Origin of the sequence: Marinobacter suaedae (genome assembly GCF_030519635.1) — a bacterium.
Classification (GTDB): Bacteria; Pseudomonadota; Gammaproteobacteria; order Pseudomonadales; family Oleiphilaceae; genus Marinobacter; species Marinobacter suaedae.
The window spans coordinates 988,755-1,001,367 of record NZ_JAUMIS010000002.1; the positions used below are offsets into that span (position 1 = coordinate 988,755).

General features: G+C 56.1%; 12 protein-coding genes and 1 tRNA gene. 7 read left to right on the top strand and 6 right to left on the bottom strand.

Translation table 11 applies throughout. The annotated features are described in order from the left end of the window. Positions 1–21: 21 nt before the first annotated feature. Positions 22–1,080, bottom strand: coding sequence for a CaiB/BaiF CoA transferase family protein (locus QVZ43_RS13360; RefSeq protein ID WP_302910328.1), 1,059 nt, complete (start codon positions 1,078–1,080; stop codon positions 22–24). A 189-nt stretch (positions 1,081–1,269) separates the two neighbouring features. Here QVZ43_RS13360 and QVZ43_RS13365 point away from each other — a divergent pair, with 189 nt between their 5' ends. Next, complete coding sequence (locus QVZ43_RS13365; protein ID WP_302910329.1) at positions 1,270–2,289, top strand: AraC family transcriptional regulator; 1,020 nt, start codon at positions 1,270–1,272, stop codon at positions 2,287–2,289. Between the two features lie 7 nt (positions 2,290–2,296). On the opposite strand, the gene QVZ43_RS13370 is transcribed toward QVZ43_RS13365, so the two are convergent. Together QVZ43_RS13370 and QVZ43_RS13375 are read right to left on the bottom strand one after the other, a co-directional pair. Then, positions 2,297–3,151: a hypothetical protein gene (locus QVZ43_RS13370; RefSeq protein ID WP_302910330.1), complete on the bottom strand. Its 855-nt coding sequence runs from the start codon at positions 3,149–3,151 to the stop codon at positions 2,297–2,299. A gap of 5 nt (positions 3,152–3,156) precedes the next feature. Beyond that, entirely contained in the window at positions 3,157–4,791 is a 1,635-nt protein-coding gene (locus QVZ43_RS13375; protein WP_420890918.1) for a DNA recombination protein RmuC, read from the bottom strand. Between the two features lie 286 nt (positions 4,792–5,077). Here QVZ43_RS13375 and QVZ43_RS13380 point away from each other — a divergent pair, with 286 nt between their 5' ends. The 4 genes from QVZ43_RS13380 to QVZ43_RS13395 all read left to right on the top strand — a co-directional run bounded on the left by QVZ43_RS13380 (position 5,078) and on the right by QVZ43_RS13395 (position 8,899). Then, positions 5,078–5,464, top strand: a complete 387-nt coding sequence (locus QVZ43_RS13380; protein WP_302910331.1) for a hypothetical protein — start codon at positions 5,078–5,080, stop codon at positions 5,462–5,464. A 174-nt stretch (positions 5,465–5,638) separates the two neighbouring features. Then, complete coding sequence (locus tag QVZ43_RS13385; RefSeq protein WP_302910332.1) at positions 5,639–6,436, top strand: ATP-dependent zinc protease family protein; 798 nt, start codon at positions 5,639–5,641, stop codon at positions 6,434–6,436. After that, positions 6,433–7,950, top strand: a complete 1,518-nt coding sequence (locus QVZ43_RS13390) for an inactive transglutaminase family protein (protein ID WP_302910333.1) — start codon at positions 6,433–6,435, stop codon at positions 7,948–7,950. Before QVZ43_RS13385 ends, QVZ43_RS13390 begins: the two co-directional genes overlap by 4 nt. 1 nt (position 7,951) lies before the next feature. Further along, positions 7,952–8,899, top strand: a complete 948-nt coding sequence (locus tag QVZ43_RS13395; protein ID WP_302910334.1) for an alpha-L-glutamate ligase-like protein — start codon at positions 7,952–7,954, stop codon at positions 8,897–8,899. A gap of 56 nt (positions 8,900–8,955) precedes the next feature. Here QVZ43_RS13395 and QVZ43_RS13400 read toward each other — a convergent pair whose 3' ends face one another. Beyond that, a complete protein-coding gene (locus QVZ43_RS13400) occupies positions 8,956–10,545 on the bottom strand; it encodes a BCCT family transporter (protein ID WP_223793070.1) in 1,590 nt (529 codons plus the stop codon). Positions 10,546–10,857: 312 nt separating this feature from the next. Between QVZ43_RS13400 and QVZ43_RS13405 the strand changes: the two genes are divergently transcribed. Together QVZ43_RS13405 and QVZ43_RS13410 are read left to right on the top strand one after the other, a co-directional pair. Continuing rightward, positions 10,858–10,934: transfer RNA gene (locus QVZ43_RS13405), tRNA-Pro, on the top strand. 423 nt (positions 10,935–11,357) lie between these two features. After that, positions 11,358–11,864 (top strand): HNH endonuclease family protein, encoded by a 507-nt coding sequence (locus QVZ43_RS13410; RefSeq protein WP_302910335.1) that lies wholly within the window; start codon positions 11,358–11,360, stop codon positions 11,862–11,864. 100 nt (positions 11,865–11,964) lie between these two features. Here QVZ43_RS13410 and QVZ43_RS13415 read toward each other — a convergent pair whose 3' ends face one another. Together QVZ43_RS13415 and ihfA are read right to left on the bottom strand one after the other, a co-directional pair. Further along, complete coding sequence (locus QVZ43_RS13415) at positions 11,965–12,330, bottom strand: MerR family transcriptional regulator (protein WP_223793068.1); 366 nt, start codon at positions 12,328–12,330, stop codon at positions 11,965–11,967. After that, on the bottom strand, positions 12,311–12,613 hold the full coding sequence (ihfA, locus tag QVZ43_RS13420; protein WP_206642633.1) for an integration host factor subunit alpha: 303 nt from the start codon (positions 12,611–12,613) through the stop codon (positions 12,311–12,313). Before ihfA ends, QVZ43_RS13415 begins: the two co-directional genes overlap by 20 nt.

A 12,613-nucleotide genomic window follows, 5' to 3' on the forward strand; every position in this document is an offset into this window, starting at 1 on the left:
TACCTTCCTTCAAAATTAAGCCTAAAGAAACCGAATGGGCTGACCCAACTGGCGCTGGAGCGTTCCATCCCCACGATCCACCTCAACCACCATATTCCTCGCCTTCAACTGGGGGTGCTCCGCTGCTTCCGAGATGCTAAGCACCGGCTCCACACAGGCGTCCTGATCCCTAAAGATGTCTTGCCATTGGGACAGAGTCTTCTGCGCAATTTTTTCTGCCAGAGCGGCTTTCAGGGCCTGCTGATGCTCGGCGTTTTGGCTCAACGCAAAGTTTTTCATCTCACTTAAGCCAAGCGTGTCCAGCAACCGGGCGGAAAACTGGGGCTCCAGGCTGCCTATGGAGAGCCAACGGCCATCGCTGGTCTGGTAGTAGTCGTAGAAAGAGCCACCGTTGAGCAGTGCTCCCTCCCGGACCTGTTCCTGCCCTCCGGCCAAACAGGCAGCTCCCGCCATGGCGTTCATAGCAAAGGCCGCATCGGTCATGCTGATATCCACAAAGCTGCCCTGACCGGTTTTCTGTCGCCGGATAACCGCAGCAAGAATGCCCATGACAGCGTGGTGCGAACCACCCGCCACATCCGCCACCTGAATGCCCAAAGGCGGAGGGCCGCTGTCGGCTCGGCCGCAATGACTGGCCACGCCGGAAAGCGCCAGATAGTTGATGTCATGGCCGGCCCTGTCCCGGTAGGGGCCGGTCTGGCCATAGCCCGTAATGGCGCAGTAGATCAGTCCTGGATTGAGCTCCCTGAGCACCTCGTATCCGATCCCCAGGCGATCCATCACCCCGGGCCGAAATTGTTCGACCACAATGTCGTAGTCCTGCACCAGCTCCTTGACGCAGGCCACCGCGTCGGGCTCCTTCAGGTTCAGCTGAATCGTCTGCTTGCCCCGGCTGAGGTATGAAAAACTGGTCGCGAATTTCCCATCAAATGGCGGCATAACCTTGGCCAGATCCACCCTGTCCGGCGCCTCTACCCGCAGCACCTCCGCGCCCATATCCGCCAGCATCATGGTGGCGTATGGGCCAGGTAACAGGGTACTGAAATCCAGCACTTTCAGTGAGCTTAACGGGCCAGCCATCGGTGTCTCCTTGTCTTTCAGGCTTGTATCTCTGTTGAATATTTCATGCTGCCCGCTTTCCCCTTTCGGGCCAACGACCAGAGCGTTCAACTCGGGTGGCCGAATCTTCCAATCCCCAGCCCGAATGGTCATTGCATTGTTTTTTCAGGGCCTTATGATGGGTTTCGTTTTCATACTTTGGCGCGTGGTATGTCCAACCTTACGGTATCAAAGCATTTCGTTCAGGCGGCTCTGGTCGGAGCGCAGTCGCGAGGTTTTGATACGAACCAGCTACTTCGGGATGCCGGTATTTCGCCCGACCTGCTCAAAATCGATATGGCGCGGGTGAGCAGCGACCAGTTCAGCAAACTGATGCGAGTGATCTGGAACCAGCTGGACGACGAGTGTATGGGCATGGGCCCCCGTAAAGCCCGGGTGGGCACGTTCGCTACCATGTGTGCCCTGGTGATCGACTGCCCCACCCTGGAAGCTGTCTACCACCGGGCGTACCAGTTCTCCCGCCTGTTCGAGCCGATGATCGCGATGGAACTCACCGTTGAGGGCGATCAGGCAAAACTCATGACGCGCATTGAGGGGGAGCTCGATGATCCCCACTATTTCCTTCGTGAAAGCCTGCTGGTGATATGGCACCGTCTTGGCAGCTGGCTGATCGGCCAGCCGGTTGAACTCACCCGTGCAGAGTTCAGCTACCCGAAACCGGAGCACGCCGACGAATACCGCCACATCTTTCATTGCCCCCTCAGGTTCGATTCGGAACACACCGCCCTCACCTTCGACACCCGTTTTTTGTCTGCTCCGGTCATTCGCGACAAATCGGAAATGAAGCAGTTTCTGAAAACATCCCCGGCGGACTTGCTGTCCCGGCCGGATGAAAGCAACACGTTCACCGGTCGCATCCGGGCATTGATCGGCCGGGATTTTTCCAGCCCCATGCCGGACTTTGAATGGATAGCCGCAGAGCTTCATACCAGCCCCCAGACATTGAGACGCCGACTGAAACAGGAAAATACCTCGTTTCAGGAGATCAAGGATTTGCTGAGGCGGGATATGGCGATTTACTATCTGGGCCGGCAGGAACTGCCGATTAACGAGATTGCCGGCATGGTGGGGTTCACCGAGCCATCAACCTTTCATCGGGCTTTCAAGAAATGGACCGGCGTCACCCCCGGTGCGTACCGGGAAGGTGAACGCGGCAATCTACCTGACTGACCGGCCGTCAGGAACCCGTTGGTGTTTGCAGGGTGCGGATCAGCTGGCCCAGGGTGCGGGCGATTTCGCGGGCCTGATCCCGGTCCGCAGACAGCTGGAGCAAGCGGGAACGATCGCGCGGATCGTAAACCCAGCAGGCACCGGCCATGGACTCACAGCCCCACTCAATCTGCGGGTTCACCCCGAACACGGGCAGTGACTCGGCTTTGCGAACCACCTGATCATCGCTGCTCCGGCGAATCTCCTGGATACTGACCGCGTCGGTACTGGCCCCCACCCGGTATTCCACATCGGCGGGCTGATCCAATTTCACAATGGTCTGATCTTCGCGCCAGCCGGCTACTTCCAGAAGGCTGTTCAAGTGCATGACGAGGGCTTCACGATCCGTATCCACGAGGTAAAGATCACGCAGAGAGTTGAGTGTCTGGCCGCCAGCTGGCTCGATAACGGCCACCTTGGCTCCGTCAGCTGCACCGGGAGCCCTTGGCGGGGTCTCTTTACGGGCTTTTTCCACGTCGGTGATCAGCTTCAGGGCTTCCTGATAGTGATCCCCCTCTGAGCCAGCGTTATCAACGTAGGTCTCAAGCGCGGATTGGGCTTCATTCAGGTGTGTAGCCTGGTACATCACCAGGCCACGAAAGTAAAAGTAGTCGGCAGGCTTGTTGCCTTCGAGCTGTTGCAGGCGGTTCAGGTACTCACCGGCCTCGCCCCAGTTCTCGGACGCGACCGCCTCCTCGGTTGCCAGCATCAGGCGGCGCACCTCATGCTCGGGCGCCAGCGCAAACGCCTGCCCTGCCATTAAAGCGGACACCAGAACCAGGCCCCGAAGCGGGTGACGATGTTTTCGATTCCCTACAGCCATGACATTCACTCCTGCTGATTATCTGCGCTGATTGCCTGCGCTTCTTGTTGTTCTTCCTCGGCGGAGTCTGCCTCCGGCTCACTGTCGCCGATATCCACATCGGAGCGCTCAGTGACCGACTTTGGCAACTCCTTTTTGACCCTGACCCCCAACTCGACAAACCGGTTGGCTTGCGAAATCAGATTCCCCTTGCCCCGGGTCAGAGTGTTCATTGCCGAATCGTAGGTACCCTGAGCCGTCTGTAACTGACTGCCAAGTTTTTCCATCGCTTCCACAAACACCCTTAGTTTGTCATAGACTGCGCCGGCCCGATCTGCAATAAGTCGAGCATTCTGGCTTTGCCGCTCATAGCGCCAGATGTTTTCGATGGTTCTGAGCGTGGCCAGCAATGTGGTCGGTGTTACCACGATAATCTTTCGCTCAAAGGCTTCCGCGAATAAGTTCTCGTCCTGCTGAAACGCAGCCACGAACGCCGGCTCGATGGGCATGAACAGCAACACGAAATCCGGTGAGCGAAGTCCGTTGAGCTGGCTGTAGTCCTTCTCGCTGAGGGTTCGGATGTGATTGCGCACGGCATCGACATGCTCCTTCAACGCGAGAGCGCGAATATCCTCCTCGGTTTCGTTCACCCACTTCTGGTACGCCAGCAGGGATACCTTGGAATCAATGATCAGGTTTCGATCATCCGGCAGATGGACCACCACATCCGGTCGAAGTAACTGATTGTCACCATCCCGGTAGCTGCCCTGGGTTTCGTATTCCTCGCCCTTGCGCAGACCGGATTTCTCCAGCACCCGCTCCAGAATCAACTCACCCCAGTTGCCCTGGATCTTCTTGTCGCCCTTGAGGGCTTTGGTGAGATTGGACGCTTCTTCGGTGATCTGCCGATTCAGTTCCTGCAGGGATTTGATTTCGCTTCTGAGGGCCTGCCGATCCCGGGTTTCAGTGGTGTATACATCCTCTACCCGCTTGCGGAAGTCCTGCAACTGGTCCCGGAATGGATTCAGCAGGGTATCCAGACTGGTCCGTGTCTGCTGGCTGAACCGCTCACTCTTCTGCTCGAAGATCTTGTTCGCCAGATTCTCGAATTCCTGCTTCAGGGCATCACGGTTGCGCTCAAGCAATTCAAGTTTCTCCGTCGTGGCACGGCGTTCCTTGTCGAGCGTAACCTCCTGCTCACGCAGTGCGACCCGGGCATCGTGCAATTCCTGCCCCAGCTGGTCAGTCCTCGCCTTCTGGCTGCCGTAATCGTTCTCCAGCTCCTCTGAGCGGCGTTTACGACTTTCCAGATCGGATTCCAGGCTGGCAATGCGGGTTTCAAGAGTGGTCGAACGCTGCCGCCATTGCTCAATGTCTCGCTCAAACCGGCTTATCCGTTCGTGCTGCTCATTCAGGGTCTGTTGGAGGTGCTCTGCGTGCTGCTGATCCAGCGCCCGCTGATGATGAGCATCCTGTAGTTCAACCTCGGCCTGCTTGAGCAGAGCGCGCTGCTCCGCCAGCTCAGTGGCCAGGTTTCGCCCGAGCGCCTTCGTCCGGAACAGCAGCACTGCCAGAACAATTACCAGAAACGCGGCAAGCAAGCTGAGCCCTGCCATCCACTGTGGGTTTGAGACAATCCATCCGGCGACCGCTTCTGGCACTTCATTTACTCCTGAAATCGGGAACTTTTGGCCTGTAAATCAGACCCTTTGATTAAACTATCAGTCTACCGCATCCGCTCCCCAGATTTCGCGCCCCGCGACCATAAACCGTTGCAGATCACGGCCCAGATCTCGACTAGGTGGCAAAACAACCAATCCACCGGATCCGGCCATGGACGCAGTACGTAAGATCGTCTAAAACGTTATTACGTCGTTCCCATCCGGTGACAGGCGCAGGTAGGCGGTCATCGGGCGACTGTGAACAATCAATAATGGACTGCGGAAAATGTTCAAAGAGCTTTGGAGAAAACTGGGAAACGACATCGCCAACCCTGAATGCGGCACCCCTGACTTTGAAAACTCCTGCAGCTTCGGCGATGGCGGTCAGTGTTCAGACGGTTTTAATATCTGGCCGCATATCACCCATACCGGTGAATTTCATCTTGAACGCCTGACCGCGTTGCTCAGAACCCGCTATGGCAAAACCTACGCCCCCGAGCGCAGGCAAGGCAGCAATCAGGCCATACGGGAACTCATTGGCTATGCGGCACGCATACAGGACCAGGATGTCCAGCGTGAACTCCTTCTCTTTTACCTGAACTGCTCCCCAGCTGTGCAGGAGTTTCTGCGCAGTGAAACAATGCTTGGAAAGGGCCCTCTTTTCCCACGCTAGCCGGTCTGGCCTTCCGATTACTTTGGCAAAATTTATTCCATTTAACCTTCCGTAAAGTAACGTCACACGTTGCTTGTTGTATACTTCAGCTCCACATACCTTCAGTTACACTCATTCTGATCGCCGCGCAGTTTTTGCCTTCGGCGTGACCGGCTGCCATCTCAGGGGTATTTGATGAGCTTACGACCGATGCGGGCTAACCTCCCGTTCCGTCAGGTTTTGCTGGCCTTGGGCATGGTTATCATGCTCGCAGGCTGCTCTTTTAACCGGTATCTGATGGTGCCGAAACAGGATATGAATGAGCTGAGCAGCTCCATTCAGACTCAGCGGGTCACTCTGGTGACCATGGAAAACAATGCCAGTATCCGACACGAAAAAACCGTTGAGCAGCATGAAGAGTCTACCCGCGCCATTCTCGAAGCCATCCAGACCCAGGTAGAGAAGCCACGGTGCCCACCGCTCAGACCAGAGAAAATCTGCCCGGCCACAGATGCATCCAGACAGCTGTCTGAGCGCCTTCAAGGCAAACTCATTGTTGGTGAACTTGAAAAAATTTATATCGCGGAGCCAAGGCAGGTGTACACCGCACGCATCGATAGCGGCGCGGAAACCTCGTCCCTTGATGCCCGCAACATCACCCGCTTCGAGCGGGACGGCAATAACTGGGTACGTTTTGATGTTCCCATCCCCGGCACCGACGAACTGGTCACCCTGGAAAAAGAAGTGGCGAGACGGGTGAAAGTCTTCCAGGCGAGTGCCGCGGATGCCGAGCGCCTTCTGGTGGTGGAACTGCAGTTCGCCATTGGCGATCACCAACAAGTGGCTGAGTTTACCTTGACGGACCGGGCAGACCTGACCTACGAAGTATTGATAGGCCGCAATATCCTTCGCGACGTCATGTTGATCGATATAGGCAGGGAGTTTGCCACCGAATTACCGGAATCTATTCTCAACAACAGGAACGACTCGTGACCTCTCGATCACGCCTGCCGTTTTTTATTGGCGTTTTTCTTCTTATCGCAGCCGGAATCGTACTGGCCGTATGGCGGCACCTTGAACTCGGCATCCCCTGGCTTGCCGGGGAACAGCGACCGGTATGGATGATCGAGGCCCGCATCGATTTCGATGGCAATGATGAACCCGTCGTTGCCAGCCTGCACGTTCCAGACCAGCCGCCAGGATTTCGCATACTGAGCGAGCAGGCGGCGTCACCCGGCTATGGTTTTTCCATTCTGGAAAAATCCGGTAGTCGACGAGCCGAATGGACCAAGCGGCTTGTCACGGGCCCGCAAACGCTGTACTTCAAGGCTCAGTTTATCCCAGACGATACCGCCCAAAGCCCAAGCCCAAAGCGGGAGCCGAAAGCGCGCCGCGTATTCTGGGAAGAGCCGGAGGCCACCGCCGTGCAGGAAATTCTGGCGCAGGCAGAAGAGCGTTCCAGCACACCGGAAAGCATGACTCGGGAACTGATCCGCCTGATGCAGCCGGACACCAGAACCCAGAACACCACACTCCTGGTAACGGATGAGGATTACCTCGACCTGCTGGTCGACATGCTCAACCATTCAGGCATTCCGGCAAGAACCGCAGACGGCCTCAAGCTCAGGGATGCCCGGCGCCGGCAATCGCTGATGCCGTTCCTGCAAATATACGACGGCGATCGATGGCTCACCTTTGACCCGGAAACCGCCGCTCAGGGAATTCCGGATAACCTTCTGCTCTGGCGCCAGGGCTCCGCTTCCCTTCTCGACGTCGTTGGCGGTGACAACTCGGAAGTCAGCTTTTCCATGCTCCGGCAAACCGTTCCGGCCCTGCAGCTAATGACCATGGAACTCAAGACCAACGGTCTCGGGCTCATCAGCTTCTACGAGCTGCCGATTGAAGAACAAAGCATGTTCCGCATGCTGCTGCTGTTGCCCCTTGGTGCGCTGATTGTTGCCTTCATGCGAATTGTGATCGGAATTCGAACCTCAGGCACCTTCATGCCCGTACTGATTGCGGTGGCCTTTGTGCAAACCACTCTGATTCCCGGACTGATCGCCTTTTTGTCGGTGGTCAGCATTGGCCTGGTGCTGCGGGGCTACCTCTCCAGCCTGAACCTGCTGCTTGTTTCGCGAATCTCTGCCCTCATTATACTGGTGATCTTTATTACCGCAGGGCTCAGCATCATTGGCTATCAAATGGGCTTCAATACCGGGATGACCGTGACCTTCTTCCCAATGGTGATCATTGCCTGGACCATTGAGCGCATGTCAATCCTTTGGGAAGAGGAAGGTGCCCGGGAGGTCATTGTCCAGGGTGCCGGGAGCTTGTTTGTCGCTATCTGCGCATACCTGGCCATGAGCGCTCCCCTGGCGGGCCACCTGACGTTCAACTTCCCGGAACTGCACCTGACCATTCTCGGACTCATTCTCCTGATGGGACAGTACACCGGTTACAAGCTCAGCGAGCTCTTGCGCTTCACCCCGATGAAGGCCTACGACTGACATGGGCTGGATATCCCCAAGGCGCCTGAACAGGCTTGGCATGCTCAATATGAACCGGCGCAATGTGGACTTCATTGCCCGATACAACGAGCGCTCGGCCTATCCGCTCGTCGACAACAAGCTGAAAACCAAATTGGCGGTGGCCGAATACGGCGTCAAAACCCCGAAGCTGCTGCAGGTGGTTCAGCAACAACATGAAATCTCCCATTTCCGCGAGATGGCAGAGGACCTGGGTGGCTTTGCGATTAAACCGGCCAAGGGCTCGGGTGGTAAAGGCATTACGGTCATTACCGGCCGTGACCAGGACAACTACGTCAAAGCCTCGGGCGCCCGGATTGGCAGCACCGAGCTTCAGCGCCACCTGACCAACATTCTGGCCGGCCTGTATTCTTTGGCCGGCACGCCCGATGTGGCCATCGTGGAAAGCCTCGTGGAATCCTCGCCCGCACTGGCCAAGTATTCCTACCAGGGTGTACCGGATATACGGATTGTTGTGTTCCGGGGGTACCCTGTAATGGCGATGCTGCGACTGGCCACAAAGGCGTCTGACGGCAAGGCCAATCTTCATCAGGGCGCTATCGGGGTTGGCCTGGACATCGGTACGGGCAGGAGCCTGAACGCGGTTCAGTTTAACCGACCCGTGACCCTGCACCCGGATACCGGCCTGGCCATTGAGAACATACGGATCGAGGCATGGGATCAGATGCTGGAAATGGCATCCCGCTGTTATGAAGCCACCGGGCTCGGTTACATGGGCGTAGACCTGGTGGTGGATGCCAACGAAGGACCTTTGCTTCTGGAGCTTAACGCTCGCCCCGGCCTGGCCATCCAGATGGCCAATGGACGCGGCCTGCTCCCCAGACTCAGAACCATCGAGGACCTTAAGCGCCCTCACTTCACCCCACAGGATCGGGCCGAGTACGCCATGGAAAGCTTCACCACTTCCTGATCAGGCAACAAAAAAGCCGGGACGAATCCCGGCTTTTTCTCTACAGCTCACCTTCTTTAAAGTTCGCCTTTGGCTATCAGCAGCTTACGCTCGTGAGCAAGCCCCTTCAAAAGCCCCCAGGTCATCACCAGCAGGATCGCCGTGAACGGCAGGCCTGCACTGATTGCCGTTGCCTGAATGGCTCCAAGAGCGTCTTCGCCACCACCGAAGATCAGGGCAGCGGCAATCGCGCCTTCCATAACAACCCAGAATACCCGCTGAGAAGTCGGCGCGTCGGTTTTGCCGCCGGCTGTAATGCTGTCAATCACCAAAGAGCCTGAATCCGACGAGGTTACGAAGAACACCAGCACCAGAATAATACCGACAAAGGAGATGATGCCCGTAAGCGGCAGGTTCTCGAACATCTGGAACATCGCCAGTGATACGTCGGTTAACCCGTTTTCTGCCAGCGCACCAACACCATCACGGATTTGCTCCAGAGCCGAGCCACCAAACCCGCTCATCCACAAAACGGTAATTAGCGTTGGGATAATCAGCACTGCCGTGACAAATTCACGCACGGTCCGGCCACGGGAGACCCGGGCGATAAACATTCCGACGAACGGTGACCAGGAAATCCACCATGCCCAGTAAAAGACAGTCCAGCCCTGGAACCAGGCTTCGTCTTCGCGGCCAAACGGGTTACTCAACGGAACGACATTCGCCACGTAGCTTGCAGAGGTGACGAACAGGGTTTCCAGAATCACCATTGTCTGACCCGCGAAGACAATGAAAAACAGAAGCAGGGCCGCCAGACCCATGTTGATGTTACTGAGCACCTTTACACCGCCGTCCAGGCCTCGCAAAACGGAGATCAGGGCAAGCGCGGTGACGCCAACGATAATAGCCATCTGGACATTCACGCCGGCTGAGACATCAAACAGATAATTCAGCCCGGATGCAGCCTGTTGGGCGCCAAACCCGAGAGACGTTGCCAAGCCGAAGATGGTGGCGACCACCGCAAGCACATCGATAATGTGCCCGGGCCAACCCCACACCCTGTCTTTCAGAAGCGGGAAAAACGCAGAGCGAATGGTCAATGGCATGTTCTTGTTATACGCAAAGAACGCCAGGGACAGCGCCACCACCGCATAGATCGCCCAAGGGTGCAGACCCCAGTGATACATGGTCGCGCCCATGGCCATATCAGCCGCTTCAGGCGTGTTCGCCTCCACGTTAAACGGGGTCTCATACCAGCCCGTGTAATAGGCCACTGGTTCCGCGACCGCCCAGAACATCAGGCCAATGCCCATGCCCGCTGCGAACAGCATGGCGAACCAGGACATCGTTGAAAACTCTGGTTTGGCGTCCATTCCACCGATTCGGATTTTTCCCACAGGCATGAAAATCAATGCCAGGCAGACCACCACAAAAATGTTGGCGCTGAGGAGGAAAAACCAGTCAAAGGTAGCAATGATGTCCCACTTGGCACCATCCAGCATGGATTTTGACTCAGCGGGGAACATCATCGTTCCTACCACGAAAAGAATCACCAGAATTGCCGTAATCGGAAACACCGGTGCATGAATGTCGAGACCGAGGGGATGGATGTTATCCTGGCCCGCGACGTAATCCGTTTGATATTCGTCTTTGACTACTTCGCCCACGTTCGAAGTCTCCTTGGTTGGATAAGTCCTGTTTTGTTTCGGCATTCAAACGTTACAAGCGCGTCATGATATTGCTTTGACATCTAAATATCAAAACGGCGCACATCGTCAAAACCTTGATATCAGCATAGACCATGGACACATTCTAGAAAGTCCGGATCTCACAATGACTTCCAGTCGTTTTAACGCCCTCTAAAAATAGCCCTCAACGCTCGTTCAAATCCCTGTTTATTTTTTCCCGAGCCTGGTGTAGACTTCGCTCCCGCTAAGCCAGTGAGGAAACCGTCCGGTTCTCCATGGCTCAGCGCGTGTCGGGGCGTAGCGCAGCCTGGTAGCGCACCTGTATGGGGTGCAGGTGGTCGCAGGTTCAAATCCTGCCGTCCCGACCATTTTTCTCCCTTTCTTTTTTACCCTGAATAACCGCCATCTCTATAAACGGGCTTGTCCTATTTTCCGCTGACTGCATTCAGCTCGCTGTACAGCCGCCTTCTTACGAACACTGACAAAATCCCAACAAAAGCCTGATTCGGCTGCGACCGGTCGTCTGCAATACTCTCCGTGCTTTTCATTCAAACTCAGTCCTTTAGAGCAGCTTCACCATGCAAATGTTGTATAGCCGGTCAATGTCGGCTTTATTTGCGGTATGCCTATTGCTCGGCTCCCATTCGCCCAGCGCGGCAGAATTGGTTAAAAAATCCGGCTCAGGCATCTGCCACCCACCTGAAAGCGCACACTACTCAAGAACCAAATCGTTCACCGGGTTTGAATCCCTGAATGCCTGTCTGGCGAGCGCAGGGAGACTGCCAAAGGGAATGAGCGGCCGAAATCCTGTCACGCTCGAAACGGGATACGAACGCAAGAAGTTCGGGCATGGCTGGGATGATACCGACGGGGACTGCCAGAACAGCCGCGCAGAAGCTCTCATCGCCTCTTCGACTAGCCGCGTCCGATTCTCGGATCCACGAAGATGCCGGGTGGCGTCCGGCCGCTGGATCAGCCCGTTTACCGGCCAGGTGATACAGAACGCTTCAGACATCGACATCGATCACGTGGTGCCACTGAAATGGGCATGGGAGCACGGAGCAAAAGACTGGAGCGAGGCGAAGCGGGAAACCTTCGCCAACGACATGAATAACCTGTGGAGCGTCGAGCTCTCACTGAACCGGCAGAAGGGTGCAAAGGGACCGGAACACTGGCTGCCACCTCAGGGCCAGTGCCAGTATGTGAGCCGGTTTGTGAGACTGATCAAAACCTACAACTTGCGACCCAGCTCGAATCAGTTACAGCACTACAAACGACTCCTGGCCCGACACTGCTGACAACGTCATCAAGCGCACCATCTGAACCTAACGCCGATTTTCAGATACAAAAAAGCCGAAGCGATTGACCTCGCTTCGGCTTTTTTGTGCTGGCGAAGTGTCAGCTCGCAGGCGCGTTAAGCACATCTAGGACCTCTTCCAGCTCGGCGATCATCTGCTTGATCAACTGCCTGTACTGGGAGGTATCTTCCTTGGCCTCGCTGCTACTGAGCTTCTGCTTCGCACCACCGATCGTGTAGCCCTGCTCGTAAAGCAGGCTCCGAATCTGGCGAATGGTAATCACATCCGCACGCTGATAATAGCGCCGGTTGCCTCTCCGTTTGACCGGCGATAGCTGCGGAAACTCCTGCTCCCAATAGCGCAACACATGGGCTTTTACCGCACACAAATCCGCTACTTCACCAATCGTGAAGTAGCGCTTTCCTGGGATCGCAGGGAGCTCGTTGTTATGACTCGGTTCCAGCATAGGCTTCCACTTTCTGCTTCAGTTTCTGTCCCGGCCGGAAGGTCACCACGCGACGTGCACTGATGGGAATCTCTTCCCCAGTTTTCGGGTTCCGTCCCGGTCTCTGTTTTTTATCGCGCAGGTCGAAGTTGCCGAACCCGGACAACTTCACCTGTTCGTTGTGGCTGAGTGCGTCTCTGATCTCGTCAAAAAAAGCTTCCACCATTTCTTTGGCTTCCCGCTTGTTGAGACCTAACTCCTCGTACAAACGCTCTGCCATGTCCGCTTTCGTTAACGCCGCCAT